Source organism: Streptomyces sp. 4F14 (assembly GCF_048159485.1).
Taxonomy (GTDB): Bacteria; Actinomycetota; Actinomycetes; order Streptomycetales; family Streptomycetaceae; genus Streptomyces.
In genome coordinates this window covers 99,535-125,809 of the sequence record NZ_JBLRVY010000031.1, presented here as the reverse complement: position 1 = coordinate 125,809, position 26,275 = coordinate 99,535, and the positions used below count along the sequence as shown (strand labels likewise).

The window sequence follows — 26,275 nt, the reverse complement described above, 5'->3', positions numbered from 1 at the left end:
GTCGGGGCTGTTCGGGGCTGACGCCAAGGCGGTCCTCCGTCGGGGGTCGGGACGGGTCAGGCGGAGGCCGGGTCCTCCGCGGGCGGAGCGGCTCCCGCGACGATGGTTTCGTGCACCTGCGCCTTGCGCAGGCCGAGTTCGCGCTGTTCTCGGTCGGCGGCGAGCGCCATGTCCTCGTCGCGGGCCATGAGCGTGTCCAGGTCGTGTTTCGCGTACCGCATGACGCCCAGCTTCTCGTAGGCCGCCTCCACCCGTTCGTCCCACAGCCCGATGTCCCGGAGCGTGGGCACCACACGGGTGAACAGCAGGCTGCGGAACGCCTTCATCGACGGCGAGTTCTCGACGGTCTCGACGCAGTCGGCATGGTCGAGCCCCAGCGCCTGCCACATCTCGTCGCCACGGAACCTGCGGAACAGCAGCCTGGAACCCTCGATGAGGAATTCCTGGCGGTCCCTTCGTTCGGCGTCGGACAGTTCCGCGTAGAGCTCGCGCAGGGCCAGCCGGCCGAAGGCGACATGCCGGGCCTCGTCCTGCATGACGTAGGCCAGGATGGCGTGGGGCAGCGGCGCGACGCCGTCGGCGGTGGCGTCGCGCAGGAGGCCGAAGGACGCCAGCCCCAGCCCTTCGATCAGTACCTGCATACCGAGATAGGGCAGATCCCACCGGGAGTCCGCCAGGATCTGCTCCAGGAGGGTGCGCAAGGCGTCGTTGACCGGGTACAGGAGCCCCAGCTTCTCGCGGACGAACCGGCCGTACGCCTCCAGGTGCCGGGCCTCGTCGATGACCTGGGTGCTGGCGTAGAACTTCGACTCCAGGTCCGGGACGGTCTCCACGATCCGCGCGGCGCACACCAGGGCACCCTGCTCACCGTGCAGGAACTGACTGAACTGCCAGGCGGTGGTGTGCAGGAAGAGCTGGGCGACGAACCGCCGGTCGTGGCCGAAGCGCTCCCAGGTCCGCGAGCCGTGGATCGGGATCAGTTCCTCGGGCTGGCCCAGGGGGTTGTCGCGGTCGACATCGAGTTCCCAGGGAATGCGGGTGGCCGCGTCCCACTGCCGGTCCTTGCCTCGCTGGTAGAGCGCCATCAGCCGTTGGTCACCGAGGTCGTACTCCCAGGTCATCCGGGCGTCGCCGGTGGCCGGTACATGGAGTTCGGGACCCAGGTCAGTGCCGGTGTCCACGAGCTGCAGGGGCGGCACGGTGCCGGCATCGGTCGTCGTGTGCATCGTCAGCCTTCGCTCCGGTGGTTGTCATCAACTGGCCGCGCAGGGCGTCGAGATACGGCCCCGGGTGGTCGCGGAAGCAGAAGTGGCCGCCCGGTACCGCTCGCAGGACGAAGCGGGAACGGGTCCAGCGATCCCAGGCCGCCATGGTCCGGCCGGGCTGGAGGGGATCGTCGGTGGCGCACAGGCCGGCGACCGGGATGTCGAGCAGAGGAGGTTCCCACATTGGCCCGTGCCGTAGCAGCGCCAAGTCCCTTCGGCCGGACTCGATGCCGGCATCGCGTATCCGCCCCGGCCCGGGCCCGCCACGAGGGCGGACGGTGTCCCGCAGGGCACGGGCGGCGATCTCCAGCAGGTCGTCCGCGCTGCCGTCCAGGTGGCCGATCAGGTGCGGGGGCGGGCAGTTGGAGACCACCAGCACGGCCGGGGGAGCGTCGTGGTCCGTACGCAGCTCGGTCGCGAGGAGGTGCGCGAGAAGGGCGCCGAAGCTGTGCCCGAACAGGCCGTAGCGCGCCGCGGGCGGCTTCGCCCTCAGCTCTTCCCGCACCTGCCCGGCCAGCGCCGCCACCGCCTCGGCCGACGTACGGGCGGGCGGTACGCCACGCTGTGTGCCCCGGCCCGGCAGGTCGAGTCCGGCGAGGCGCAGGGTGCCCTGGGCGCGGTGGTTGAGGCGGGCGTACGCCTGGCCCGTCCCGCCCGCGTAGGGCACGCAGTAGAGCGTGGCGACGTCCGTGGTCATCCGCGTTCCGCGGAGAGCGCGGAGGGAAGCTCGGCGGCGACGCGTTCGGCGAGCAAGGTGAGGGTCGGCCGGTCCGCGAGGGTCTCCGCGGTGAGCACGACCCCGGTGTCCTCCTGGACGCGGTCCCCGATCTCCAGGGCGAGCAGGGAGTCCACTCCGAGGTCATCGATGGGCAGATCGACCGGCACGCTCTCCCGCTCGTCGAGGTCCATGCCCTCGCGGATCAGCGCGACGAGATAGCCGAGAGCGGCCCGCGCGGCAGACCCGTCGTCCGGTCCCCTCTCCGGCGCACGGGACTGGGCCAGGAGTTCCTTCAGGTCGGTGTCCGCTGTCCTGGGGGCGGTCATCGGGGCTCTCCTTCGTGGATACCCCCGGCTTCAGCCGAGGGTGGGGGTACCTCCCGCTCGCGGGGGAGAAGCGAAGCTGCTGCGGAGCAGAGCAGGAAAATCCGGTTCGCCGCCAGGACGGACCGGCGCCGACCGGAAATCGGCCGACACCCGTTGCTCACGCGGAAGTTGGTAAAACGTGGGGCGTGGCGCGGCAGGTCAAGCGGGCGTTCAGGTACCGCTTCCATCCCACGGACGGGCAGGCGGCTGAGCTGTCGCGCGTGTTCGGCTGCGTCCGTCTCGTCTGCAACAAGGCGCTGAAGGAGCGCACCCGTGCCTGGTACGGCGAGCAGCGCCGGATCTCCTACGTGCAGTCGTCCGCCGCGCTGACGCAGTGGAAGAAGACCAGGGAACTCGCCTTCCTGACCGAGGTGTCCTCCGTCCCGCTCCAACAGGCACTGCGCCACCTTCAGGCGGCGTTCGGGCCGCTGGACATCTGCTGGTTCGTGTCCCTGCTGTGCGAGGACACCGTCACCCCGGCCCCCGCCACCACGAACGCGGTCGGCCTGGACGCCGGGATCACCTTCCTGGTGACCCTGTCCACCGGGGAGAAGATCGCCAACCCGAAGCACGAGCGGCGTGACCGCACCCGCCCCGCGAAGGCGCAGCGTGAGCTGTCGCGGAAGGCGAAGGGCTCGGCGAACCGGGAGAAGCCCCGGCGGAGGGTCGCCAAGGTCCACGCCAGGATCGCCGACCGGCGCCGCGATTTCCTGCACAAACTGTCGACTCGTCTCGTCCGTGAGAACCAAACGGCCGTGATCGACCGTTGGTTCCCGTCCAGCAAGCTGTGCGGGGCCTGCGGCGCGGTGCACGACCGCGACGTGAACGCGGCACGCAACATCCTGGCCGCCGGGCTGGCGGCGTCTGCCTGCGGAGACGGTGTAAGACCTCAACGGGAGTCCTCCCGGACGGGGCGGTCGTCGGTGAAGCAGGAACCCCGGCGGGCGACCGCTGGAATCTCCCGTCCTTGAGGCGGGGGAGGAAGTCAAGGCGTCCTCCGTCGTCCTCCGTCGATCCAGTAACGGCGCTTCTCGAAGGGGTAGGCGGGCAGTCGGACTCGTCGGGTCGCGGGGCCGTTGACCGCGGCGAGGTCGAGATCGCCGCCGAGCGTGTGGTGCGTGCACGCGGCGGTGAACAGGGCTTCGAGGTCGAACAGGTCCACCGGCACCGGGCGTTCACCGCCCCGGGCGGCGAAGAAGTGGGCGCGGGCGGCCGAGCCGTCCAGGCCGTCCAGGTCCTCCACGACGGGAACACCCCAGGAACGCAGGGCCGAGGCGGCGGTCCGGAAGCCGAGCGTCTGCTGGCCGTCCGGAGCCGGGCAGGCGGTGAGCCGTACCGGCGGGGGCGGGACCACGGGGGCGGTCGGCCTCGGCGCCGTGAGCCACTTGTCGAGCTTCTCCAGCAGTTCCGGCAGGGTGGCGCAGTGGAAGGCCGCGCGCCGGGGGAAACGCGTACGGTGCCCGCTCAAGGTCGCCGCGACAGCGGACAGGTCCGGTTCGGTGCGGGCCAGGGCGGTGGCCAGCCTGGCGACGGACTCGCGCAACGCGGCCTCGGTCCTGGCGGACACGGGGACGATCACCCGGCGCCCCGACGGCACCACCGGCGCGGGGCGCTCGGCTTCCTCCAGGACGACATGGACGTTCGTACCGCTGAAGCCGAAGGAACTCACGGCCGCCGCCCGGGGCCGGTCCGCAGTGGGCCAGGGGAGCGGCTCGGCGGCCGTGGACAGGCGGGTGCCGGTCCAGTCGGCCTTCTGGTTGGGGCCGTGCCGCAGCGGGAGGGCGGGGAACTCGGCGTGTTCGAGCGCCAGCACGGTCCTGATCAGCCCGGCGATACCGGCCGCCGCTTCGAGGTGTCCGACCGACGCCTTCACGGAGCCGACCCGCACCGGCTCGCCCGCCGCCCGGTCGGTGCCGTACACCGCGCCGATCGAGCCGAGTTCGATGGCGTCGCCGAGCGGTGTGGCGGAGCCGTGTGCTTCCACATAGTCGATCTGACGCGATGTCAGTCCGGCGTCGCGCAGCGCCTCGGCCATGACCGCCCGTTGAGCGGATCCGGAGGGTGCCGTGATGCCGTTGCCGGCCCCGTTGTGGTTCATCGCGCTGCCCCGGATCGACGCCCGCACCGGCATGCCCCGGCGCCGGGCCGTGGACAGGGGCATGAGCACCGCGACCCCGCACCCCTCGCCCCGTACATAGCCGTCGGCGCTCTCGTCGAAGGGGCGGCAGCGGCCGCTCGGCGAGAGCACCCCGAGCCGGGCCAGTGCCTCGGTGGGCTCGGTCGCCAGGACCAGGTTCACCCCTGCGGCCACGGCCAGGTCGCACTCACCGCGGCGCAGCGCCTGAACCGCGAGATGGACCGCGCTCAGCGAGGACGAGCACGCCGTGTCCACGGAGAGACTGGGGCCGCGCAGGCCCAGGTGGTACGAGATGCGGCCGGCGGCGGACGCCGGGCTGACGCCGACTCCGGTGAAGCGGGAGAGCCGGCCGCCCTCGGCGATGCGGGCGTAGTCCGCCGAGGAGATCCCCACGAACACGCCGGTACGGGAGTCGCGCAGCGAGCGCGGATCCACCCCGGACTCCTCCAGCGCCGCCCACGCGGTCTCCAGCAGCAGCCGGTGCTGGGGATCCATGGCGTTCGCGTCCGGGGCGCTGACCTCCAGCAGCGGCGCGTCGAAGTACTCGATCCCGGCGAGTACGCCGAGCCGGCCGAAGGCGTGGTCCTCGGGCGGGAGTTCCAGCAGTCGGCGGCGGTCGGCGGGCAGGCCGCCGGTGAGGTCGTCGCCGCCGCGTACCAGGTTCCAGAAGGCGTCGCTGTCGTCGGCTCCGCCCGGCATACGGCAGGCGAGGCCCACGACGGCGACGGGCTCGGTCGCGGCCTGCGGGGCGTCCTCCTGCTCCGGCGCGGGTGCCGGGTCCTGCCGTAGGGCGTGCGTGAGGTCGGCGACCGTCGGACAGTCGAAGAACACGCCGATCGGGACGGTCCGGCCGGTCCGTCTCTGGAGGGCGGCGGCGACCTCTGTCAGGCCCAGTGAGTCCAGACCGAGTTCGGACCAGGTGCGCCGGCGATCCACCTCGTCCGCGGGGACGGCGAGTACCGTGGCGACGGTCTCGGCGATGACCTCGGCCGACGGTGTGTCCGTAGCGGTGACGGCCGGCGGAGTTCCCGCCAGGGTGTCGCGTGCGAAGTCCGTGCGGTGCAGTTCGTCCAGCGCGGCGCGGTGCAGCAGGTCGCGGCAGAGCGAGCGGCGTACTTTGCCGCTGCTGGTCTTCGGAACCGTACCCGGGGGCACGAGGACGGTCAGACGCAGGCTCACCCCGCAGGCGGCGGTCACCGCGGCCCGTATCCGGCGGTCGGCGGAGGCGAGTTGTCCGGCGGACAGGCCCCGGTCGCGGACCTCCGCGACCAGCGCCGCCTCCTCGCCGTGCACGCCGTCGAGGGCGAAGGCCGCCGCGCAGCCGGGGCGCAGTTCGGGAACGGCGTGCCAGGCGGCCTCCTCCAGCTGGGCGGGCGCGACATTGCGCCCGCGCACGATGATCAGGTCCTTGATCCGGCCGATCACCACCACCTGCCCGTCCCGCAGACAGCCCAGGTCGCCGGTGCGCAGGTACGGGCCGTCGCCGTTCGCGAGCCGGGCCCCGAAGACGGCCTCGCTCTCCTCGGGCCGTCCCCAGTAGCCGGCGGCCACGCTCGGTCCGCGGAGCCAGATCTCGCCCTCCTCGCCGTCGGGCAGGACCGTCCGGTCGTCGGGGGAGACGATCCGCAGCTCCAGACCACGCGGCTCCCCGCTGGCCACCGCCGTGCGCTCGGTGACGACCAGGGGCTCGCGGCGCAGCGCGGTTCCGGTGGCCATCAGGGTGCTCTCCGCCATCCCGTAGCAGGCGAGGAAGGCGCTGCGGCGGAATCCGGCCGGGGCGAAGGTGTCCGTGAACGCGTCCAGGGTCTGCGGACGGAGTGTCTCGGCGCCGTTGAACGCGACGTTCCAGCGGCTCAGGTCCAGCTCCGCGACGTCCTGTGGCCGGGCCCGGCGCGCGCACAGGGCGTAGGCGAAGTCGGGGCCGCCGCTGGTGGTGGCGCCCACGGTGGTGACCAGCCGCAGCCAGGACAAGGGGTCCTGCAGGAAGGCCAGGGGCGAGCTGAGGTGGACCGGGAACCCCTGGTGCAGCGGGGTGAGGATGCCGCCGATCAGCCCCATGTCGTGGTAGGGCGGCAGCCAGATGACGCCGGTGGAGTCGCCGGTGTGGCCGAAGGCCGACTCGATCACCTCCAGGTTGGCCAGCAGGTTCTCGTGGCGGACGATCACCCCCTTGGGGTGTCCCGTGCTGCCCGAGGTGTACTGGAGGAAGGCGGGATCCCCGGCGTTCGGCCGGGCGACGTCCTGCGGCGCCATTGGCTCGGTGTGCTCGTCGGTGGCGACCACCCGCAGCTGCCTGGCACCCCCTGCCGCCAGCCCCTCCGCGACGCCGGAGGCCAGGTCCCGTGTGGTGCAGACCAGTTCCGCGCCGCAGTCGCGGGCGACGGCGCCCACTCCGGTCCAATGGTCGGCGCTGAGCGGGGGATAGACCGGTACGGGCAGCACACCGGCGTACAGACAGCCGATGAAGGCGGCGATGTACTCGGCGGACGGCGGCGGGTACAGCAGGATCGCGGTGCGGTGTCCGACGCGCCCGGCGGGCGGGCGGCCGCCGTCGGGGTTCAGGGCCGCCGCCACACAGCGGGCCCGCGCATCGAGCCGGCCGTACGTGAGCTGATGGACCGACTCGGGCAGGTGCAGATGGAAACCGACGGTGGCGGGAGCCGTACGGGCCCGTGTGTCCATCACGTCCACCAGGCTGCGGACCGGAATGCGCCCGCCGGCCGGGTGGTCCGGGATGCTCCGGGCCGCCCGGGTCACCGGTGCCCCGCACGGGCCGGGTGGAAGGGGGACCAGGAGAACTGGCTCCAGTAGCTCTCGGCGAGCTCCACCCACGTCCACAGGAGTTCGGGGGAGTCGGCGAATCGGTGCGGGCTGACCATCAGCCAGCTGAACACCGCCTGGCTGTCCCGGCAGGAGCCGCAGTGTCCGCTGGTGCAGCAGAACTGGACGGTTTCCAGGTCCGCGGCCCAGGTGGTGAACTTCGGCAGCACCGGGTTCCCGTTCTGCACGCGGTCGTGGTGGGCCGGGAGACCGGAACTGATGCTGGGGCAGACGTCGTAGCCGAACTCCCCCCAGTGGCTCCGGCCGGTGATCATGACCTCGATGGAGTACGGGTGGCTGATCACCGTCTCCGGGTAGGCGGCCCGCACACGCAGTGCCTCGGCGAGCAGCTCCCGGGTGCGTTCGGCGTAGAGCGGGTCGCCGGTGTCGTAGCTGCTGTAGAAGTTGAAGTGGACCCGGTTGCCGTGGGCGCGGATACGGCGGACGGTGTCCTCGATGTAGTCGATGCCCTTCTCGGTGAGGGCGTAGATGTATCCGGCCCGCGGGTCGTCCCGGTAGTTCTCCAGCGCGGTCTCGAACAGGTCGGTGAAGCGTCTGCCGCCCGGGCGGATCGCGCGCAGCTCGTCGTCGAGGGGCCCGCCGCCGAAGAGCGAGATGGCCACGGTCAGGTTCTCGAACCCTTCCAGCGGCAGCGGTTTGAGACCGTTGGTGGAGATGGTCACGTAGGGCATGGCGTCGCGGTAGACGGCGATCCGGTCCAGGACGAGCGTGGGCTCGCCGCCGATCAGCAGCGCCGTGTTGACGCCGCGGGCGACCTCGGCCCGCACGAACGCCCTGAGATCGTCGAGGCCGGTCTTCTCCTTCGTGGACTTCTCGAACTCGTAGGTGAAGAACCAGCAGCCCTTGCAGCGGAGATTGCACGCGTTCGTCAGGTGGTACTCGGAGGAGCGGATACCGGCCGAGAATCGGCGTACGGCGTCGAAGCGGGCCTCGAGTTCGGGATCCGCGGCGAGTGACTCGCGCAGGCGCTGCCCCCAACCGGTCAGGCCGGGGGCGGAGTTCCTGCGCGTCGAGGGGAGGGTGATCGTGACGTCCTGCTTCGTCACCGCGCGGGGTCTTCCGGCGCGGTGGGGGCGTCGGGAATCGTCAGCCCCATCTTCGCGAGCTCGGGCCGGATCCGGGCCACGAACACATCGCGGGCCTCGGCGTTGGTGCGCTGGCGCAGCCCCCAGCGCAGGTACCGCTCGGTGCGCGTGGAGTTCTCGCTGCCGAACAGGCTGAGGACGAACGGCCACATACGCGTCAGCGTCTGCTGGACCTCCTCCCGGCCGGCCTCGTCCTTGATCAGCTCGCGGACGATCCGGCGGCCGTGCCCGACGTGGATGTGCTCGTCCTTGATGACCTTCCCGAAGGAGTTCGCCCAGGGCCGGTAACTGGAGTGGGCCATCTCCTCGATGTGGTCCAGGACCGCGTTCTCCCCGATGTACGAGAACAGGGCGCGCTGGGGCCACGTCTTGATGTTGTGGATGGCGGGGGAGGCGTACAGGCCGCGGTCCAGGAGCTTCTGGTGCAGCATGTACGAGGTGTCGATGCCGAGGTCCTCCAGCACCTGGGCCCCGATCATGTAGTGGTCGATCTCCTCCGCGGCCCGCTCGCAGCACACCTTGCGTTCGTACGCGTTGGGGGCGATCGGGAAGAAGACCTGGAGGTAGTCGTCCGCGCCGGAGAGCTCGCCCTCGGTGTGGACCATCATCTGGTGGGTGGCCAGCTCCTGGTACTCCTCGGGCATCCGGCGGAAGTCCTCGGGGGTCTCCACCACCGGCACGGCCCCGGCCGTCTCGTGCGGCATGTCTCGGTCCTCTCCTCGGCGCTCAGCGGGCAACGGTGCCGGTCGGGTCGTCGGCCGGAATGTCCTGCGGTATATCGCCTTCCGATTCGGCGAGCGCCGCCTCGATGCTCTGGTGGAACCAGGCGATGGCCTTCTCGTAACGGCCGAAAGTGAGCGCGGAATTACCGCCCGAGTTCATGCCCTGCTGAATGGAGAGGAACCGCGCCGCGTCCTCCCGCTTGACCTTCTGGATGACTTTGAGGCTCTTCTGCCACTTCTCCTCCTCCGCCTCGGACTCATGGAGGCGGCGGGCCAGGAGCGCATAGAAGTTCATCGTCGAGTGGTCCACGCCGTCGGGATATACGTGCCACACGGCCGCATGCTCGGGGAGCACCGCGATCATCGTGTTCGGCCAGACGACGTACAGCAGCGTGGACTGCTCCACCAGATCCCATTTCGCCTCGTCGATGTGCCGCAGTTCGGTGATCTCCCGGCGGGGCAGCACACAGCGGATGTGCGAGCCGAACGAGTCGAACTTTCCGACGTTCGAAAGGAACACCGGATAGATCGTGGTGCGGTGGGTGAACTTGGTGTGGTAGTTCTCCAGGAAGATGTCGAAGGGCAGCTTCCAGTTCACCGGATGACGGACCGTCGACGGTTCGAGGGCCACGTACTCCGCGAGCCCCAGGTCCTGGAGATCCTTGCCGACCTCGTCGAGCCAGTCCACCAGCTCCCGCTCGGGGGCGTTGCCGTCGGCCTGCACGTAGACGAACCCCGCGTGCACCTGCGACCAGAGCTCCCGAAGGCCGAACCGCCCCTTGTCGGACGCCACTTCGGGGAAGCCGAAGTCGTCCGGGACATGGCGCAGCGCCCCGTCGGACCCGTAGGTCCACGCGTGGTAGGGACAGGCGAACGCGTTGGCGTGCCCGGCCTCCCGCTCCTCGATCACGGTGCCGCGGTGCCGGCAGACGTTCACGAACGCGCGGATCCGCTCGTCCTTGCCGCGGACGACAAGAATGGGCACTTTCCCGACCCGGACGGTCTTGAAGTCTCCGGCTTTCGGGAATTCGGCGACATGCCCGACGGACAGGGGCCTGCGGTACCAGATCTGCTTCAGCTCCGCGGACAAGCGCTCCGGATCGGTGTACACGGTGACGGGATTGAAATATTCCGTCTCCTGGCCCGCCATGTCCGTGGTGCGCTGGTCGTTGAATTCCAGCAGTTGCTGGATGATCTGGACCTGGGTGCTGTGATCCATCAGTGCCCCTCTCGCGACGACAACGCGGTACCGAGGAGGAAGGGTGAGAAAGAGTGACTGTGAGTCCTGGGTCCGGCGGGAACTCGGAGAGCACGGGCCGGACCGATTCCCTCACGACACTGCCGAAACGATTACTCGTGCGTCAAGTTAGGTGTCCCGAGCAGTCAGCGAATTCCGGCCGTACGCGTGCTGTGAAAGCGATCTCGGAATGCCGCTGCCCGAACGCCCTCACGAGGGGCGCACGGCTCCGGACCGTGCCGGACGCCCGGACAGGCGGAGGCACCGCACGGCCGTACTCCTCGCTCCTCTGGCCCCAATCCGCAGCTCGGCCCTGCCGGACCAGGATTGCCGGCGACCACCCTGCGAGATCACTCGACTATGTCTCGAAACAACTGACCGCCGATGCGCGGGCCTGGCCGACGGCCCAGGGCCTCGGCGTGCCCGCACTGGTAACTTGCGTTGCATGGAGCCGAGATCCCGCACTCTCTGGTTGCGCACCGAACCCCTCCACGCCGTCGTCTACTTCGACGAGCAGTGCCGCGCGCTGGGCCGGTCACTGGGGCTCAAGGGCTTCTGGATGGGCTACTTCGCGTTCCGTACCGCGCCCATGGGGGCGGTCGGGCAGGGGGCGGCCACCGCCGCCCTCGCCGTGTTCGCCCCGGGCATGGTCGGCCGCGCCCTGCCGTCGGCGTGGGAGACCGTCACCCCGCAGCAGGCCGTCGAAGCGCGCGCCGGCGCCGCCGCGCGGGCACTGCGGCGGGTCGTCCCCCGCATCGAGGAGCACGCGGCCGTCCTCACCGAGCCGCTGACGGCCATGGTGGAAGACGCCCCGGCCCTCGCCCGGCCGTTGTTCACGGCCAACCGTCCACTGTGCGACCGGGCCGACCCGGTGGAACGGCTGTGGCAACTCGCCACGGCCCTGCGCGAGTTCCGCGGTGACGCCCACGCCGCGACCCTCGCCGACCATGACCTGGACGCACCGGAAGCGCTCGCCCTGACCGCCGGCACGGGCAGGGTGACCCACGAGAGCATGCGGGCGGACCGGGGCTGGAGCGAGGCCGAGTGGACGGGAGCCGTGGACCGGCTGCGCTCCCGGGGACTGCTGGACGCCGAGGGGAACGCCACCGACCGGGGCCGCGCGGAACGCGACCGGATCGAGGACGCCACCGACCGCCTGGCCGCGCGGCTGCTGCGCCCCCTCGCCGCTCCCCGGGCGGACGCCCTGCTCGCCGCCCTGGAAGAACCGGCCCGGCGCGTGCTGCGGGCGAAGCTGCTTCCCTTCCCGAACCCCATCGGCCTGCCGGACGAGACGGACCCGGGACCGGTCGACGAATCGCCCTCGGCCGCCGGCTGACGACGACTGCCCGGCCGCACCGCCGGGTCGGTGAGGTCGGGTTCGCGGCTGTGGCGCCGCCCACCGCGAGGCCGCACCACGTAGGCATCCTTGATGCCTTCCGAGGCCGCTGCCACAATCCCCCTCATGTTCGATCCGACGCCCGTCATCGACGACCTGCGTGACGAGGGCGAGGAACTCGACCGGCTGGTAGCTGAGTTGACGGCCGAACAGTGGACCCTCGCCACGCCCGCACCCCGCTGGACGATCGCCCATCAGATCGCCCATCTGCAATGGAGCGACCACGCGGCGCTGATCGCCGTCACGGACGAGGACGGTGGCCGCGCGCTGGCCGAGCAGGTTCTCGCGGCTCCCGGTTCCTTCGCCGACGAAGGAACCGAAGAAAGTGCCCGGCTCCCGCCCGATGAGCTGCTGCCCAGGTGGCGCGAAGGTCGCGCCGCGCTCGACCGGGCGCTTCGGGACGCGCCGCCCGGCAGCCGCTTTCCCTGGTTCGGCCTGAACCTGTCCGTCGGCTACATGGCCACCGGCCGCCTGATGGAGACCTGGGCCCACGGCCAGGACATCGCCGATGCCGTGGGCGCGGTTCGCACCCCTACGGAACGGCTCCACCACGTCATCGGCCTCGGTGTCCGCACCAGGGACCTCGCCTTCATGACGCACGGGCTCGCCGCGCCCACCGAGGCGTTCCGGGTGGAAGTCACCGGCCCGGCCGGCGAATCGTGGACCTACGGCCCCGAAGACGCCCCGCAGCGCGTCACCGGCCCGGCCCTCGACTTCTGCCTCCTTGTCACCCGGCGCGCTCACCGCTCCGACCTCGCCGTACACGCCGAGGGCCGCGACGCCGACCGCTGGCTCGACATCGCCCAAGCCTTCGCGGGCCCGTCCGGAACAGGCCGCCCGCCCAGGGAAGCGGCTGACTGACCGTCCCGGGGCAAGACGCCCGGAGTCGTGCCGGGCTCCTGGGCCGGCGTACGCAGACGGGCAAGCGATCCTGGCCCGGGGCCGATCGGGGACCGGGCCCTGCTTGCCGCTGCCCTGCCGACCGAGGACACGGCGCTGGATCTCGCGCCGGTGGTTTTCAAGCGTGTTGTCGAGGCGCACGGCAGCGGCCTTGGCCGCCTCCTCGGGTCCGCTGTCGCGGATCGTCGTCGTCGGAGTTGGTTCAGGGCAGCAGTTCGTAGACGGCGTTGACCGGTGATTCGGCCACCCGGCGCCAGTTCGGGAAGCCCGCCTCGTGGGCGAGGCTGCGGAGTGCCTCCTCCCCTGGGTGGTTGCCGAGTGCGTGTCCGCCGTCCTGGGCCATGGCCGCGGGGAGGCACAGGACGGGTGACACCGCGAGGAACAGGCGCCCGACGGGGTCCGCGTTCGCCTCGGGGTCTGCTGATGTCCGGGGTTCGACGAGCATGACGCTGCCTCGGTCCGACAGTGACCGGCGGGCGGAACGCAGTGCGGTGAGCGGGTCTCCCATGTCGTGCAGGCAGTCGAAGAACGTGATCAGGTCGTACGGGGAGTCCGGGCCGGCGAGATCGCCGGCGCCGGAGACGCTGAACCGTACGCGGTCGCCGAGTCCCCGTGCGCGAGCCGTCTCGCGGGCGACGTCGATCGAGGCGTCGTGGCTGTCGAGGCCGTGGAACCCGGCGGCCGGGTACGCCTCGGCCATGAGCAGGGTGGAGTGGCCGACACCGCAGCCGATGTCGGCCACGCTTCCCCCCTCGGTGAGTCTCTTCGCGTTGTCGTGCAGGCCGGGCAGCCAGTGCTCGACCACGTTGGCCTGATAGCCGGGACGGAAGAAGCGTCCGATGGCCTGGAACATCTCCGGCGGATAGTCACCCCACCCCACTCCGGTACCGCCGCGGAAGCTCTCCAGGAGCCGGTCCTCCATGCGGTACAGCGCCTGGAGCGCTCCGAAGATGCCGATCCCGGCGTACGGGGAGTCGTCGTCCGCGAGCACGGCGGCGTGCGCGGCGGGCAGCTCGTAGACCTCGGGCCCGGCCTCCGGGCGGTCGAGGCGCACGTAGCCCGCCGTGACCTGGCTGTGCAGCCACTCCCGTACGTGCCTCTCCTCGGTTCCCGTCCGCGCGGCCAGGTCGGCGGATGTCAGGGGGCCCGCCGCGGCCATCGCCCGGTAGAGGCCCAGCCGGTCTCCGAGGGAGACGGTGAGCCCGGTGACCGATGCGGTGGCGTCCGTCAGGACTCTGACGAGGAACTCCATCGGGTCCTCGCCGTCCGGTCGGGGGTGAAGAGACATGGCCGTATCTCCTTCTGCCGGGCCGCTGCGCACGCGGGGGCTTCTCAGCATGGCGAGCCGTGTTGCGGGGCCTCATACGCATACCGGTCAAGCTCTTTGCCCGAAGGCCGGGCTCTTCGCGGCAACGACGGGGCGGGGGCGAGTGGTGTGGCGAAGGCGGGCGTTGAAGGGATGTCCGCTCCGGCCTGGCGTCAGATTCGGCATGACCGGCAGGGGCCTTGACGGCATGGAGGCGTTGCATGCCGGTGAGCAGAGGCAGCTGCGGAGCTGGTGGGCCAGGTCAGTTCAGGGAGAGGCCGGCCAGGGCGGCGTCGGCGGTGGCCTCGTTGAGTGCCAGGGGCGTGTTGTCGAGGACGGCGAGCCTGATCAGGGCGCGGACGTCGTCTCCGTGTGGGTGTGCTGCCAGGGGGTCGTAGAAGACGAGCAGATCGATCTCACCCCTGGTGATCAGCGCGCCGATCTGCTGGTCGCCGCCGAGGGGGCCGCTGCGCAGCGGGGTCACGTCGAGCCCGGTCCCGCGGGCGACGAGGGTGCCGGTGGTGCCGGTTCCGTAGAGGCGGTGCCGGGCGAGTGCGGCGCTGTGGCGGGCGGCCCAGGACAGGAGGTCGGCCTTGCGGGTGTCGTGGGCGACGAGGGCGACCCCCAGCCGCTCCGGTGCGGCGGACGCGAGGGGGTCGGCAGGGAGGCCGGGTCGGCGAGGGGGAACAGGTACGCGGCCACACCCATGAACTCCTGGCGGGTCAGGCGGCCGTCGCCATCGGTGTCCAGCGCCTCGAAGGCCAGGTCCGGGTCGGAGGCGGCACCGGTGGAGCCGAAGAAACGGGCGTATTCGTCCGCGTCGACGACACCGTCGCCGTTCCGGTCCAGAGCGTCGGCCAGTGCGTCGAGGGCGCGCATCGTCGAGGCGCGGAAGGCGCGGCTGCCGTCGAAGGCCCTGCGGGAGGTCGCGGCGACGAACTCCTGTTCGCCGATACGGCCGTTGCGGTCGGCGTCGGACACGAGCGCCAACTGGGTCCACAGCTCGTCGTACGCGTCGTGCAGGGCGCGGCGACGTGAGGCGTCGGCGTCCAGCCCGAGTTCCTGGCACATGCGGTGGACGTAGGCGGTCAGGTCCTCGCGGGTCAGTTGACCGTCGCCGTCCATGTCGTAGCCGTGGAAGGCGGCGGTGACACGAGGCAGCCAGGTCTCGGATGTCATGAACGTTCCCCGCTTTTCGTACCGACCGTGTCCGCCCGAGCTGGGGAAACCGCGGGAGGTGCCTCACTCTGGGTGCGACGCGGCTCGCACCGCGGTGAAGAAACCGGCGCGGGCCTTGTGGACTGCGCGCACTCATCGCGCAGAACCTCGTGCCGCTGCTCAGGGAGACAAGGGGTGTTCGCCCGGCGCTGGACGGGGGAGAGCGGGGATCACCTCGGACGGCGGGCGAGGCCGATGCCGTGGTGGTGCTGTGCCACCGTGCGGAGCAGCCGGCCCTCGCGCTGACGGTGACGCCAATGCATGACCGGGTCCAGTTCGGCCGGCCGCTCGGCTCAAGTCGGGATACAGCTTTCCGGCGGGTCCGCAGCTCGTTGAGGATGCGCAACGCTCATGGGGGCTAGAGGGCGTCGGAGACGAGGAGGTTGATGACGGTGATGTGCTGGCCGCAGTTGGGGCATTCGTGGATGGCGTTCAGGTGGGACGCGGACGCGCTGGTGGAGTCGTCCGGCTCGTGTGTACGTGTGCGATGTGTCCGCCACCACCGGGCCCGGCAGCCGGAGTCGCAGAATCTGCGGTTCGGGGTCCGGCTCGTCCAGACGAACTCCGCGTCGCACTCGGCACAGCGTCGGATCGCGGTGACCATGCGTCCTCCTCGGTGTGCTCGGCGGCGCGGACTGCTCCGCCGGACCAGTAGAACCGGAGGCGGGTAACCGCTCAGTAACACCATCACGCTCCCGGGAATTGCTTCCGGCGGCGGTCCTGTTACCCCGCCGTGACCGGCCGCGGCGGAGGATGAGGGCACTGACGAGCGGTGGATCGGGGGGGCGCGGGATGTCAGGCGAACAAGCACGTCGAACCGGAGGGCCGGCGGAATTGCCGGCGCGGCACACCGGCCTGGTCTCACTGGACGGACAGCTGGTCACCCGGCGTACCGCGATGTCGCTCCCCCCGGGCCTGCCGCTGGCGCAATGGCGTCACCTGGGGCGGCAGATATTTGTTGTGGCGGATTCGTCGGCATGGTGGATGGGTGACTGGCTGATCTATGGACGGAACGAATATCCGGACCGCTATCGCCGTGCCCTGGCGGAGACCGGCCTCGACTATCAGACACTGCGCAATTATGCGTGGGTGGCCGGAAAATTCGAGCCTGCCGAGCGGCGCGCGCGGCTGAGTTTCCAGCATCATGCCGAGGTGGCCAGTATTCCTGCGGGGGAGCGGGACGAATGGCTTTCCCGTGCCGAACGTGGCGGTTGGTCGCGGAACGAGCTGAGGCATCGGTTGCGGGCTCATCGCGAATCCGATCGCGAGGCGCCTGAGTCCCCCATACGGTTGAGTGTCCAGCTCGAACGCGGTGTCCGGTGGCAGAAGGCGGCGGAAGCGGCGGGTCTTGATCTGCTGGACTGGATGGTCCAGAGACTGGACGAGGCCGCCGACGAACCGGCGGAATCGGGTTCTCCGGAAGCTTCCCGCGCACCGTCTCCCGGAGCGTGAGTCTCCGCTTCCATTCACGGAGCTTTCCCCTGGTGAGGCCCGTGTGCGTCCCGTCGGCGTCCCGCCGGCGGGACAGTTCGGTTTCTCTGTCACGCACTGCTGTGCGAGCGTGTGACGCGGGGTGTACAGACTATGTCGAATTGTCGACCTCGGTGGTCGAGGCGGCGTGAACCGGAGGGTGCGGTCACCATCTCCGAACGCCTCCAGCGTGCGCTGACGCGGATCTGATACCCGACAAGTGGGTGTAATCCCCGCTCCTCGGCAGACCCGCGCGGCGGGCGTATGTCGGTTGCTGTCCAGGTATCGAACGGGATGGGCGGTGTACAGTCCCTGTCACCGAACGGACTGCCTTTAGGGGCCGCAGTCCGCGCGTTGCGTTACGGGGGATTTTGATGCACTCAATCATGTGCAAGGTCCGCATGATCAACGATTTACGCCAGCCGCAGTGCGCATCGGGCGATGCCTGCGTCCACGGTGTATGCACGCGCCTCATCTCGCGCGTGGCCAACTTCTCTTACAGGGTGGCCTGACTCCGCCGTCGGCGGATTGCCAGTGTCCAGACTTTGTGTTCTGTGGCTGCGCCCGCGAATTGTTCATTCATCGCGGATTGCGTGCTTGTGCGTACATCGAAGGAGGGGATATGCAGCCTGGCCAGGCGCAATTCGATCAGGGGATGGTTGTCGAAGTCGAGATCGGTTCGCTCTTCGTGGCGGCTTCGCCGCGCAGTTCGGGTGAGGACCTGGATCACATACAGGCCCTCGCGGAAGTGAGGGCGCCACTTCCGCCCCTCGTGGTTCAACGGTCGACGATGCGGGTGATCGACGGCGTACACAGACTACGCGCGGCCGAACTCCGCGGCGATGAAAAGATCGCCATCACCTATTTCGACGGCTCCGATTCCGATGCCTTCGTGCTGGCGGTGGAGTCGAACATCACCCACGGCCTGCCTCTGTCGATGGCGGACAGGAAGAGCGCGGCCGCTCGCATCATCGTGTCGCACCCGCAGTGGTCGGACCGGATGATCGCCTCGGTCTCCGGCCTCTCGCCCGGCACGGTCGGTGAGATCCGCCGGCGGGCGGCCGGGAGCGCGGTGACGCACGGCAGCCGGATCGGTCAGGACGGGCGGGTGCGCCCCGTCAACAACGCGGTCGGACGCGAACTCGCCGGGAAGATCATCAGGGAGAATCCGGGCCTGTCGCTGCGGCAGATCGCCCGTGCCGCGGGGATCTCCCCCGAGACCGCCAGGGATGTGCGCAATCGCATCCGCCGGGGCGAGGAGCCGCTGCCGCAGCCGCGTACGAAGCCCCGTCCGCAACTGCGGCAGTCCGACGACGGCGGCCTCGCCCCGGGCGGCGATGCGGCGACCGGTGAGGCACGCCCTGCCGCGGCGCGGGTCTCGGCGGTGAACCGGCTCAAGGCGGATCCCGCGCTGCGGTTCAGCGAAACCGGCCGCACCCTGCTGCGGATGCTCAACGTCCACATCCTCACCGGCGCGGAGTGGCAGGAGATCATCGACAACGTTCCCCCGCACTGCAGGACGACCGTCGCCGGTCTCGCCCGTGAATGCTCGGGAATCTGGAGGGATATCGCCGCGCGAATAGATCATCACGAAGTGCAGCAGGCGGTACAGCAGGACTAGGGAGACTGGTCGGCCCGCATGTATGCCGATCATCCGAAACGGGTCCGGGTGCGGCGTATTCACGTGACGTAAACCGGATCGGGGGATTCTGGTAAACGTCCAAGCGCTGAATGCGCCCAGTTGGACGGTGTTGTCGAACCGGCGGGGGCGTGTGATGCTGAGGCTGGAAAGCAACCTGTATTTCTGGCGGCTTTACGGGGGGAATCCATGACGGGGCGGCACGTCGAAAACAATGGTCGTCCACGGGAATTCCTCGACGTATTCCGGCGTGTTCCCGAGACCGCGGTGAAGGTGCTCGGGCGCATGTGGAGTGCCCCGCTGCTCGTCGACCCGCTCGCCGCCGGGGCGCGGCCCGAGGACGAACCGGCCGTGCTCCGGGCGGCTGCCGCCGCCGGACTTCCGGTGGTGGTGAGCGGCGCCACCGGGCGGGAGTTCACGGAGCCGGCTGCCGTCAAGGTGCCGGTATGGCTGGACATCGCGGCGGTCCGGGACCGCGGTACGACGCGGGAACTGCTCCGGCGTGCGGAGGAAGCAGGCTTCGACGGCCTCGCCCTCTCTCTCTGCGCCGACTGGCCTACTGTCGCCCGGCTGGCCTCGCGGACACCGCTTCCGTTGCTGGTCGCGGGCGTGGACACAGCGGCAGGCGTGAGGCGGGCGGTCGAGGCGGGGGCCGCCGGCATCGTGACGCGCGACCTGGAGATGCTGCCCGAGATCGCGCAGGCGGGGGCCGGTAACTGCGCGGTCCTGTTCGGAGGCGGTGTCCGCACGGGCGCCGACATCGTGGCGGCGCTCGCCTCCGGCGCCGACGCGGTGGTCCTCGGGCAACCGGTGCTGGACGGCCTGGAGGCCGGTGGGCAGGCGGGCGTGACGGAGGTCCTGGCCGCACTCGTCCGGGAGTTCGGACAGGCGATGCGGCGCACCGGTGCCGCCTCGGTGGCGGACCTCGGACACGAGGCGATCCGCATCGGCCGCACCCTGACGGAGCCGCCCTTCACGGAGCTGGTACCCATGGAGCCGGCCCTCACCGAGCCGCCCCCCGAGCCCGCCGTACCCGTGCTGAGGCGGGCCGACCTGCACGGCGCTCTCTCCGAACCCGTGCTGGACACGATGAACTTCCTCAACGAGATCACGTACCGCTACCCCGACGCGATCTCCTTCGCACCGGGCCGGCCCTACGACGGGTTCTTCGACACCGAGCAGGTCTTCACCCATACCCGCCGCTACCTCGACCACCTGTCCGCGCAGGGGAGTTCGCCGCAGCAGATCAGAACCGCGCTCTACCAGTACGGGCCGACCGCGGGCACGATCCGCGAGATCATCGCCGACTCGCTGAGGGCGGACGAGGGCATCGATGTCCCCGCGGAGGCGCTGGTGGTGACCGTCGGCGCCCAGGAGGCGATGCTGCTGGTCCTGCGTGCGCTCATCACCGGCCCCGACGACGTCCTGCTGGTCTCCAGCCCCTGCTACGTGGGGATCGTCGGAGCGGCGCGGCTGCTGGACATCGCCGTACACCCGGTGCAGGAGCGGGACGACGGGCTGGCGTGCGCCGACGTGGAGGCGGCGATCCAGGAACAGCGGGCGCGCGGCAAGCGCCCCCGCGCCCTCTATGTGCTGCCCGACCACGCCAACCCGTCCGGGAACACCCTGGACCTGCGGGCCCGCGAGGACCTGCTCCGGATCGCCGCACGCCACGGTGTCCTGATCCTGGAGGACAGCCCGTACCGGATGGTGAGCCCGGGCCTGCGGCTGCCGACGCTGAAGTCCCTCGACCGCGGCCGCTCGGTCGTCCACCTGGGCTCGTTCTCCAAGACCGTCTTTCCCGGCGCCCGCGTGGGCTTCGTCGTCGCCGACCAGCCGGTCGAGACCGGGGACGGCGGGCGCGGCCTGCTCGCCGCCGAACTCGCCAAGATCAAGAGCATGGTCACGGTGAACACACCGTCGCTGAGCCAGGCCGCGGTGGCGGGCGCGCTGCTGGCCGCCGAGGGGCGCCTCTCGGAGCTGAACTCCGAGGCCGCCGCCTACTACGGCGAGGCGATGCGGGCCGTGCTGGGGCGGCTGGACACCTGCTTGCCCGCCGCTCGACGCGAGGCGCTCGGGGTGCGGTGGAACAAGCCCACCGGCGGATTCTTCCTGAGCGTACGGGTGCCGTTCCGCGCGGACACCGCCGCACTGAACCGTGCCGCGCAGGAATTCGGCGTCATCTGGACGCCGATGGAGAACTTTCATCCCCTGGGGGGCGGCCGGAACGGAATCCGGCTGTCCATCAGCTATCTGACGTCCTCGGAGATCCAGGAAGGAATCGCGCGACTCGCCCGCTTCATCGAGGCGGAAAGTTCCGAAAGCGAAAGGTGAGCAAGTGAACGACGAATTGAGGACCGTGCGCAGCGGCCCGCGCAGGTGGGGGTGGACGTACCGATGACCACGACCGTCGAACGGCCCGGAGTCACGGACCCGGGCACCCTGCCGCCGACCGGACTCGCCCGCCCGCGGATCGTGGGAGTGGGCACGGCGGTGACGCCGACCTCGTACTCCCAGCAAGAGGTGCTCGACGCCTTCGGGATCACCGATCCCCGGGTCCGCTCGGTCTTCCTCAACAGCGCGATCGAACGGCGCCACCTCACCCTGCCCGCGCCGGACAAGACCGGCTCCAGGAACCCGGAACCGCAGGGTGACCTGCTCGACAAGCACAAGACGGTGGCCATCGACATGGGCGCGGAGGCGCTGCGCGCCTGCCTGAAGCGAGCCGGTGCCGACCTGTCCGACCTGCGCCACCTGTGCTGCGTGACCTCCACCGGCTTCCTCACACCCGGGCTCAGCGCGCTGCTCATCAAGGAACTCGGCATCGACCGGCACTGCAGCCGCTCCGACATCGTCGGCATGGGCTGCAACGCCGGGCTGAACGCCCTCAACCTCGTCACCGCCTGGGCCGCGGCACACCCCGGCGAACTCGCCGTCATGCTGTGCACGGAGGCATGCTCCGCCGCCTACGCGATGGACTCGACGATGCGTACCGCCGTCGTGAACAGCCTGTTCGGCGACGGTGCCGGCGCCGTCGGGGTACTCGCGGGCGAACACCCCGGCGGGACGGTCACCGCCGAGGGACCGCGCGTGCTGAAGTTCGCCAGCTGCATCATCCCCGAGGCGGTCGACGCCATGCGCTACGACTGGGACCGGGACCAGGAGAGGTTCAGCTTCTTCCTCGACCCCCAGATCCCGTACGTGGTGGGCGCCCACGCCGAGATCGTCGTGGACCGCCTGCTCACCGGCACCGGCCTGCGCCGCAGCGACATCGCCCACTGGCTGGTGCACTCGGGCGGCAAGAAGGTCATCGACGCCGTCGGCGTCAACCTCGGCCTGACCCGCTACGACGTACGGCACACCACTGGCGTGCTGCGCGACTACGGAAACGTGTCCAGCGGCTCGTTCCTCTTCTCCTACGAACGGCTGCTGGACGAAGGCGTCACCGAACCAGGGGAGTACGGCGTGCTGATGACCATGGGACCCGGTTCCACCCTAGAGACGGCGCTGGTCCAGTGGTGAGGCCGGGGAGCGCCGTGAGCGAGGTGCTGACGCTGACGGTCGACGGGAGAGAGCCGCTGTCGGCGGCGGCCGTCAAGGCCGTCCAGGACATCTGCGACCGCGCGGAGAGCCGTGGCGACACCGGCATCCTCACCGTGTTCGCCACCGGGGCCCCGGAGGGGGACTGGACCGGCGGACTCGACGTGATGCTGGTCAGCAAGTGGGAGCGCGCGCTGCGCCGCCTGGAGCGGCTCCCCACGGCCATCGTCGCGGTGGCCACGGGCGACTGCGGCGGGACCGCGCTCGACGCGTTCCTGGCCGCCGACGTCCGCGCGGCGACGCACGACACCCGGCTGCTCGTGGGCACGGACGAGTCGGGCACCTGGCCGGGCATGGCCGGCTACCGGCTCGTCCAGCTCGCCGGCACCGCGCGGATCCGCAAGGCCGTGCTGTTCGGACAGCCCATCAAGGGCCCCGAGGCGCTGCGGCTCGGACTGGTCGACGAGCTCGTCCACGACCCGGCCGCCGCCGTCGCCACCGTCGCCGGGCTGGCCGGCGGCCTGTCCGGCAAGGAACTCGCCATCCGCCGGCAACTGCTCCTCGACGCCGCGACCACGCCCTTCGAGGACGCGCTCGGCCCGCACCTGGCCGCCTGCGACCGGGCGCTGCGGGGGGTCGCCGCGCGGGAAGAGACGTCGTGACGGTGCCCGGGCCGGACGTGTGGCCGAGCGTGCGGGCGGCGGACACCCTCGTACGGAAACTCGTCGCCCAGCTGCCGGAGCCCGGCGCGCGCACCGCCGGGCAGCGGGCCGAGATCGCCGCCGCGAAGGACGCCGCCCGCGCGCTGCGCGTGCGGTACCTGGACGGGCACGCCGACGCCGTGTACGAGCGGCTCACCGCCCGCACCGCTGGGCTGCGGATCGAGGAACTGCTCGACGCGGCCGCGGCCGAGTTCCCCGTCCTCGTCCCCTCGCCGGAGCAGCTCGCCCGCGACCTCGGCCGCCGCCAGGCGGACAAAGAGGGCTGGGAGATCGACCAGGGCGTCTTCCTGCGGGCCGTGCTGCGGTCGCCGACGGCGGGACCGCGGCTCCTCGACGCGATGCTCCGGCCGACGCCCCGCGCCCTCGGACTGCTCCCGGAGTTCACCCGCACCGGCGTCGTCCGCACCCGCTCCGTGCTGCTGGAGCGGCAAGACGGCGTCGCGCACCTGACCATGTGCCGCGACGACTGCCTGAACGCCGAGGACAACGAACAGGTCGACGACATGGAGACCGCCGTCGACCTGGCGCTCCTCGACCCCGCAGTACAGGTCGGCGTACTGCGTGGCGGGGAGATGAACCATCCGCGGTACCGCGGGAAGCGGGTGTTCAGCGCGGGCATCAACCTCAAGAGCCTGCACTCCGGAGGCATCTCGCTCACCGGCTTCCTGCTCCGCCGCGAGACGGGCTACATCCGCAAGATGGTCGCGGGCCTGCTCGTCGACCACGACGGGGCCTGGCACTCGCCCACCGTCGAGAAACCCTGGATCGCGGCCGTCGACACCTTCGCCATCGGCGGCGGCACCCAACTGCTGCTCGCCTGCGACCAGGTGCTGGCCGCGTCGGACGCCTACCTGTCCCTGCCGGCCGCCCGCGAGGGCATCGTGCCGGGAGCCGGCAACTTCCGGCTCGGCCGGCACACCGGGCCGCGGATCTCCCGGCAGATCATCCTGACCGGCCGCCGGATCAGGGCGACCGAACCGGACGCGCGGCTGCTCATCGACGAGGTGGTCGAGCCGGACGAGCTGGACGCGGCCGTGGCCCGGAGCGCGGAGCGGCTGAAGGGCCCGGCCGTCGTCGCCAACCGCAGAATGCTGAACGCCGCCGAGGAACCGCCGGAGGAATTCCGCCGGTACATCGCGGAATTCGCGCTGCAGCAGGCGCTGCGCCTGTACGGCGCGGACGTCATCTCGAAGGTCGGCCGGTTCGCGGGCCACACGAAGTAACCCTCGCTCCGGCATCTGGCTCCCATTGAATTCCCGGAGACCCGGGGCGTCCAACCGGTCAGAAAAATCGGTTGGACGGTGTCCATTAACCCATTCCTTGTGGCGTCAAATCGGCCTCGTTATCGTGATGACGAATTTCCCGGAACTGGTATTCCTAATCCGCAGGAGGAGATCATGGCCAATCCGTTCGACGACGAGAACGGCCGATTCCTGGCGCTCATCAACGACGAGGGCCAGTACTCGCTGTGGCCGGCGTTCGCGGACGTCCCGGCGGGCTGGGAGATCGCCCACGCCGAGGACACCCGCCAGGCGACCCTGGAGTACATCGAGAAGAACTGGACCGACATGCGCCCGAAGAGCCTCATCGAGGAGATGCGGCAGTACGAGAAGACCACCTCGTGAGCGGCCCAGGGCCCATCATGATCCGCGGGATGGGCGGCGAGGAGGTGACCCAGCAGCGGGTCCGCCCCGGTACCGTCCGCAGGATCCTGCCCTACCTCCGGCCGTACCGCGCACTCGCCGCCCTCCTGCTGACGGTGACCGTCCTGGGCTCGGGCGTCACCGTGGCGATCCCCCTGCTGCTCAAGATCATCATCGACGACGGCGTGGTCCCGCGCGACACCGGCGTGGTCGTCACCATGGCGGTGCTGGCCGGCGTGCTCGCACTCGTCGAGGCGCTGGGCAAACTGGCCGCGGCCTGGCTGTCCGGGCGGGTCGGCGAATCCCTCATCTACGACCTGCGCACCCAGGTCTTCGCGCACGTCCAGCGCCAGCCCCTGGCGTTCTTCACCCGGGCGCAGACCGGAGCACTGGTCAGCCGCCTCAACACCGACGTCATCCAGGCGCAGCGAGCCGTCACCTCCCTGCTGTCCACCGCCGTCTCCAGCACCCTGACGCTGCTGCTGGTGCTCGGCACCATGTTCTACCTGTCCTGGGCGATCACCCTGGCGGCGCTGGTGATGCTGCCGCTGTTCATGCTGCCCGGCAGGCTGGTCGGACGGCGGCTGCAACGGCTCACCCGCGAATCCATGCAGCAGGACGCCGAGATGAGCTCCCTCATGATGGAGCGGTTCAACGTCGCCGGCGCGCTGCTCAGCAAGCTCTTCGGCCGCCCCGACCAGGAGAACCGCCTCTTCGCGCGGCGCGCGGCCCGAGTACGCGACATCGGCGTCGTGACCTCGGTGTACGCCGAGATGCTGCTGATCACCGTGATGCTGATCGCCTCCCTCGCCACCGCGGTGGTGTACGGGCTGGGCGGTGCGCTCACCATCGACGGGGCCTTCCCGATCGGCACGCTGGTGGCGATGGCGGCCCTGCTGGGCCGGATGTTCGCCCCCGTCAACCAACTGTCCGGCATGCAGGCCGAAGCCATGACCGCACTGGTGAGCTTCGACCGCGTCTTCGAGGTACTGGACCTCAAGCCCCTGATCTCGCAGCGGCCGGGGGCACAACCGCTGCCCGCGAGCGGTGACACGGCCCCGGACATCACCTTCGACGCGGTGGGCTTCCGCTACCCCACCCCCGCGGACGTGTCGCTGGCCTCCCTGGAGTCCATCGCCCTGCCCGCACCGGCCCGGATCGAGAACCCACCGGTCCTGCGCGATGTCTCCTTCACCGCCCCGGGCGGCAGACTGACCGCGCTGGTCGGACCGTCGGGCGCGGGCAAGACCACCCTCACCCACCTGGTGCCCCGCCTGTACGACGCGGACTCCGGCGCGGTGCGCATCGGCGGCGTCGATGTACGCGACGTGACGCTGGACTCGCTGCGCGACACGGTGGGCATGGTCACCCAGGACGCCCACATGTTCCACGACACCCTGCGCGCCAACCTGCTGTACGCACGGCCGGAGGCGACCGAGGACGAGATGCGGGCGGCCTGCGAGGCGGCACGGATCTGGGACCTGGTCTCCTCGCTGCCGGAGGGCCTGGACACCGTCGTGGGCGACCGGGGCTACCGGCTGTCCGGCGGGGAGAAACAGCGCGTGGCCATCGCCCGGCTGCTGCTCAAGGCCCCGCCGATCGTCGTCCTCGACGAGGCCACCGCACACCTGGACTCCGAGTCGGAGGCACAGGTGCAGGCGGCGCTGCGCACCGCGCTGGCGGGCCGCACCTCGCTGGTGATCGCGCACCGGCTGTCCACGATCAGGGAGGCCGACCAGATCCTGGTCGTGGACGGCGGCCGCATCGTCGAACAGGGGACCCACGAGGAACTGCTGTACGCCGACGGCCTGTACGCCGAACTGTGCCGCACGCAGTTCGCGGCAGCCCGCCCGGCGCCGGAACCTGAACCGGCACCGGAGCTGGAACGCATGCCGGAGCCTGCCGCCGCCGGCGCACTCCCCGGAGGACCGCACCTGGGCCCGCCCCCCGGAGGGCCGCGCCTGGGCCCGCCGCCCGGACCCGGCATGGGCCCGCCCCCCGGCCCCGGCATGCCTCCGCCGCCCCGAGGACCCGGCCCGCACCGGCTGGGCCCACCGCCGGTCCAGTAGAG

The 26,275-nt window shown here is 70.7% G+C and carries 22 protein-coding genes and 1 pseudogene; 12 read left to right on the top strand and 11 right to left on the bottom strand.

From position 1 onward, the window contains the following. Positions 1 to 56: 56 nt before the first annotated feature. Genes ACLZOT_RS39560 through ACLZOT_RS39550 form a run of 3 tightly spaced genes read right to left on the bottom strand, consistent with a single transcriptional unit; the run spans position 57 to position 2,309 of the window. On the bottom strand, positions 57 to 1,226 hold the full coding sequence (locus ACLZOT_RS39560) for a diiron oxygenase (RefSeq protein ID WP_416974014.1): 1,170 nt from the start codon (positions 1,224 to 1,226) through the stop codon (positions 57 to 59). After that, positions 1,165 to 1,962: a thioesterase II family protein gene (locus ACLZOT_RS39555; RefSeq protein WP_416974013.1), complete on the bottom strand. Its 798-nt coding sequence runs from the start codon at positions 1,960 to 1,962 to the stop codon at positions 1,165 to 1,167. The genes ACLZOT_RS39560 and ACLZOT_RS39555 overlap by 62 nt, the downstream gene beginning before the upstream one ends. Further along, positions 1,959 to 2,309: an acyl carrier protein gene (locus ACLZOT_RS39550; protein ID WP_416974012.1), complete on the bottom strand. Its 351-nt coding sequence runs from the start codon at positions 2,307 to 2,309 to the stop codon at positions 1,959 to 1,961. The genes ACLZOT_RS39555 and ACLZOT_RS39550 overlap by 4 nt, the downstream gene beginning before the upstream one ends. Positions 2,310 to 2,494: 185 nt before the next feature. Between ACLZOT_RS39550 and ACLZOT_RS39545 the strand changes: the two genes are divergently transcribed. Continuing rightward, positions 2,495 to 3,319, top strand: a complete 825-nt coding sequence (locus tag ACLZOT_RS39545; RefSeq protein ID WP_416974011.1) for an RNA-guided endonuclease InsQ/TnpB family protein — start codon at positions 2,495 to 2,497, stop codon at positions 3,317 to 3,319. 14 nt (positions 3,320 to 3,333) lie between these two features. Here the strand turns inward: ACLZOT_RS39545 and ACLZOT_RS39540 are convergent, their stop codons facing one another. From ACLZOT_RS39540 to ACLZOT_RS39525, 4 genes are all read right to left on the bottom strand, one after another. Then, the gene (locus tag ACLZOT_RS39540; RefSeq protein ID WP_416974032.1) at positions 3,334 to 7,167 is read right to left on the bottom strand and encodes a beta-ketoacyl synthase N-terminal-like domain-containing protein; all 3,834 of its coding nucleotides are present in this window, start codon (positions 7,165 to 7,167) and stop codon (positions 3,334 to 3,336) included. Between the two features lie 71 nt (positions 7,168 to 7,238). Beyond that, complete coding sequence (locus ACLZOT_RS39535; protein ID WP_416974010.1) at positions 7,239 to 8,372, bottom strand: radical SAM protein; 1,134 nt, start codon at positions 8,370 to 8,372, stop codon at positions 7,239 to 7,241. Continuing rightward, entirely contained in the window at positions 8,369 to 9,115 is a 747-nt protein-coding gene (locus ACLZOT_RS39530) for a Phenylacetic acid catabolic protein (RefSeq protein WP_416974009.1), read from the bottom strand. The genes ACLZOT_RS39535 and ACLZOT_RS39530 overlap by 4 nt, the downstream gene beginning before the upstream one ends. 22 nt (positions 9,116 to 9,137) lie before the next feature. Beyond that, entirely contained in the window at positions 9,138 to 10,352 is a 1,215-nt protein-coding gene (locus ACLZOT_RS39525; RefSeq protein WP_416974008.1) for an aromatic ring-hydroxylating oxygenase subunit alpha, read from the bottom strand. A gap of 463 nt (positions 10,353 to 10,815) precedes the next feature. Between ACLZOT_RS39525 and ACLZOT_RS39520 the strand changes: the two genes are divergently transcribed. After that, positions 10,816 to 11,706, top strand: coding sequence for an SCO6745 family protein (locus ACLZOT_RS39520; RefSeq protein ID WP_416974007.1), 891 nt, complete (start codon positions 10,816 to 10,818; stop codon positions 11,704 to 11,706). 126 nt (positions 11,707 to 11,832) lie between these two features. Further along, complete coding sequence (locus ACLZOT_RS39515; protein ID WP_416974006.1) at positions 11,833 to 12,627, top strand: TIGR03084 family metal-binding protein; 795 nt, start codon at positions 11,833 to 11,835, stop codon at positions 12,625 to 12,627. A gap of 241 nt (positions 12,628 to 12,868) precedes the next feature. Here the strand turns inward: ACLZOT_RS39515 and ACLZOT_RS39510 are convergent, their stop codons facing one another. The 4 genes from ACLZOT_RS39510 to ACLZOT_RS39495 form a co-directional block, all read right to left on the bottom strand. Then, complete coding sequence (locus tag ACLZOT_RS39510; protein ID WP_416974005.1) at positions 12,869 to 13,954, bottom strand: class I SAM-dependent methyltransferase; 1,086 nt, start codon at positions 13,952 to 13,954, stop codon at positions 12,869 to 12,871. Between the two features lie 280 nt (positions 13,955 to 14,234). Beyond that, a complete protein-coding gene (locus ACLZOT_RS39505) occupies positions 14,235 to 14,555 on the bottom strand; it encodes a methylglyoxal synthase (RefSeq protein ID WP_416974031.1) in 321 nt (106 codons plus the stop codon). Next, positions 14,453 to 15,151 (bottom strand): EF-hand domain-containing protein, encoded by a 699-nt coding sequence (locus tag ACLZOT_RS39500; protein WP_416974004.1) that lies wholly within the window; start codon positions 15,149 to 15,151, stop codon positions 14,453 to 14,455. Before ACLZOT_RS39500 ends, ACLZOT_RS39505 begins: the two co-directional genes overlap by 103 nt. Positions 15,152 to 15,548: 397 nt before the next feature. Next, a complete protein-coding gene (locus ACLZOT_RS39495) occupies positions 15,549 to 15,794 on the bottom strand; it encodes a hypothetical protein (RefSeq protein WP_416974003.1) in 246 nt (81 codons plus the stop codon). A 188-nt stretch (positions 15,795 to 15,982) separates the two neighbouring features. On the opposite strand from ACLZOT_RS39495, the gene ACLZOT_RS39490 reads away from it, so the two are divergent. The 9 genes and pseudogenes from ACLZOT_RS39490 to ACLZOT_RS39450 all read left to right on the top strand — a co-directional run bounded on the left by ACLZOT_RS39490 (position 15,983) and on the right by ACLZOT_RS39450 (position 26,273). After that, on the top strand, positions 15,983 to 16,642 hold the full coding sequence (locus ACLZOT_RS39490; RefSeq protein ID WP_416974002.1) for an LmbU family transcriptional regulator: 660 nt from the start codon (positions 15,983 to 15,985) through the stop codon (positions 16,640 to 16,642). A gap of 640 nt (positions 16,643 to 17,282) precedes the next feature. Continuing rightward, positions 17,283 to 18,281, top strand: coding sequence for a ParB N-terminal domain-containing protein (locus tag ACLZOT_RS39485; RefSeq protein WP_416974001.1), 999 nt, complete (start codon positions 17,283 to 17,285; stop codon positions 18,279 to 18,281). Positions 18,282 to 18,488: 207 nt separating this feature from the next. After that, a pseudogene (locus tag ACLZOT_RS39480) lies at positions 18,489 to 19,232 on the top strand (alpha-hydroxy-acid oxidizing protein); the annotation flags it as partial. A gap of 57 nt (positions 19,233 to 19,289) precedes the next feature. After that, a complete protein-coding gene (locus tag ACLZOT_RS39475) occupies positions 19,290 to 20,633 on the top strand; it encodes a PLP-dependent aminotransferase family protein (protein WP_416974030.1) in 1,344 nt (447 codons plus the stop codon). Positions 20,634 to 20,696: 63 nt separating this feature from the next. Continuing rightward, the gene (gene dpgA, locus ACLZOT_RS39470) at positions 20,697 to 21,821 is read left to right on the top strand and encodes a 3,5-dihydroxyphenylacetyl-CoA synthase DpgA (RefSeq protein ID WP_416974000.1); all 1,125 of its coding nucleotides are present in this window, start codon (positions 20,697 to 20,699) and stop codon (positions 21,819 to 21,821) included. A 14-nt stretch (positions 21,822 to 21,835) separates the two neighbouring features. Further along, positions 21,836 to 22,501, top strand: a complete 666-nt coding sequence (gene dpgB, locus ACLZOT_RS39465; protein ID WP_416973999.1) for an enoyl-CoA-hydratase DpgB — start codon at positions 21,836 to 21,838, stop codon at positions 22,499 to 22,501. Next, on the top strand, positions 22,498 to 23,784 hold the full coding sequence (dpgC, locus tag ACLZOT_RS39460) for a (3,5-dihydroxyphenyl)acetyl-CoA 1,2-dioxygenase DpgC (RefSeq protein WP_416973998.1): 1,287 nt from the start codon (positions 22,498 to 22,500) through the stop codon (positions 23,782 to 23,784). Before dpgB ends, dpgC begins: the two co-directional genes overlap by 4 nt. Before the next feature lie 174 nt (positions 23,785 to 23,958). Continuing rightward, positions 23,959 to 24,186: an MbtH family protein gene (locus ACLZOT_RS39455; RefSeq protein ID WP_416973997.1), complete on the top strand. Its 228-nt coding sequence runs from the start codon at positions 23,959 to 23,961 to the stop codon at positions 24,184 to 24,186. Positions 24,187 to 24,203: 17 nt separating this feature from the next. Next, positions 24,204 to 26,273 carry an ABC transporter ATP-binding protein gene (locus tag ACLZOT_RS39450; protein ID WP_416974029.1) on the top strand — a complete coding sequence of 690 codons (2,070 nt, stop codon included), beginning with the start codon at positions 24,204 to 24,206 and terminating at the stop codon, positions 26,271 to 26,273. Positions 26,274 to 26,275 lie beyond the last annotated feature (2 nt).

Bases quoted from the DNA above. Each gene is read 5' to 3' on its own strand.
- ACLZOT_RS39510 (WP_416974005.1), bottom strand. From the start codon at position 13,954: ATGTCTCTTCACCCCCGACCGGACGGCGAGGACCCGATGGAGTTCCTC.
- ACLZOT_RS39495 (WP_416974003.1), bottom strand. From the start codon at position 15,794: ATGGTCACCGCGATCCGACGCTGTGCCGAGTGCGACGCGGAGTTCGTC.
- ACLZOT_RS39500 (WP_416974004.1), bottom strand. From the start codon at position 15,151: ATGACATCCGAGACCTGGCTGCCTCGTGTCACCGCCGCCTTCCACGGC.
- ACLZOT_RS39555 (WP_416974013.1), bottom strand. From the start codon at position 1,962: ATGACCACGGACGTCGCCACGCTCTACTGCGTGCCCTACGCGGGCGGG.
- ACLZOT_RS39490 (WP_416974002.1), top strand. From the start codon at position 15,983: ATGTCAGGCGAACAAGCACGTCGAACCGGAGGGCCGGCGGAATTGCCG.
- dpgA (WP_416974000.1), top strand. From the start codon at position 20,697: ATGACCACGACCGTCGAACGGCCCGGAGTCACGGACCCGGGCACCCTG.
- ACLZOT_RS39540 (WP_416974032.1), bottom strand. From the start codon at position 7,167: ATGGACACACGGGCCCGTACGGCTCCCGCCACCGTCGGTTTCCATCTG.
- ACLZOT_RS39550 (WP_416974012.1), bottom strand. From the start codon at position 2,309: ATGACCGCCCCCAGGACAGCGGACACCGACCTGAAGGAACTCCTGGCC.
- ACLZOT_RS39525 (WP_416974008.1), bottom strand. From the start codon at position 10,352: ATGGATCACAGCACCCAGGTCCAGATCATCCAGCAACTGCTGGAATTC.
- ACLZOT_RS39450 (WP_416974029.1), top strand. From the start codon at position 24,204: ATGATCCGCGGGATGGGCGGCGAGGAGGTGACCCAGCAGCGGGTCCGC.
- ACLZOT_RS39515 (WP_416974006.1), top strand. From the start codon at position 11,833: ATGTTCGATCCGACGCCCGTCATCGACGACCTGCGTGACGAGGGCGAG.
- ACLZOT_RS39455 (WP_416973997.1), top strand. From the start codon at position 23,959: ATGGCCAATCCGTTCGACGACGAGAACGGCCGATTCCTGGCGCTCATC.
- ACLZOT_RS39560 (WP_416974014.1), bottom strand. From the start codon at position 1,226: ATGCACACGACGACCGATGCCGGCACCGTGCCGCCCCTGCAGCTCGTG.
- ACLZOT_RS39485 (WP_416974001.1), top strand. From the start codon at position 17,283: ATGCAGCCTGGCCAGGCGCAATTCGATCAGGGGATGGTTGTCGAAGTC.
- ACLZOT_RS39530 (WP_416974009.1), bottom strand. From the start codon at position 9,115: ATGCCGCACGAGACGGCCGGGGCCGTGCCGGTGGTGGAGACCCCCGAG.
- ACLZOT_RS39520 (WP_416974007.1), top strand. From the start codon at position 10,816: ATGGAGCCGAGATCCCGCACTCTCTGGTTGCGCACCGAACCCCTCCAC.
- ACLZOT_RS39475 (WP_416974030.1), top strand. From the start codon at position 19,290: ATGGAGCCGGCCCTCACCGAGCCGCCCCCCGAGCCCGCCGTACCCGTG.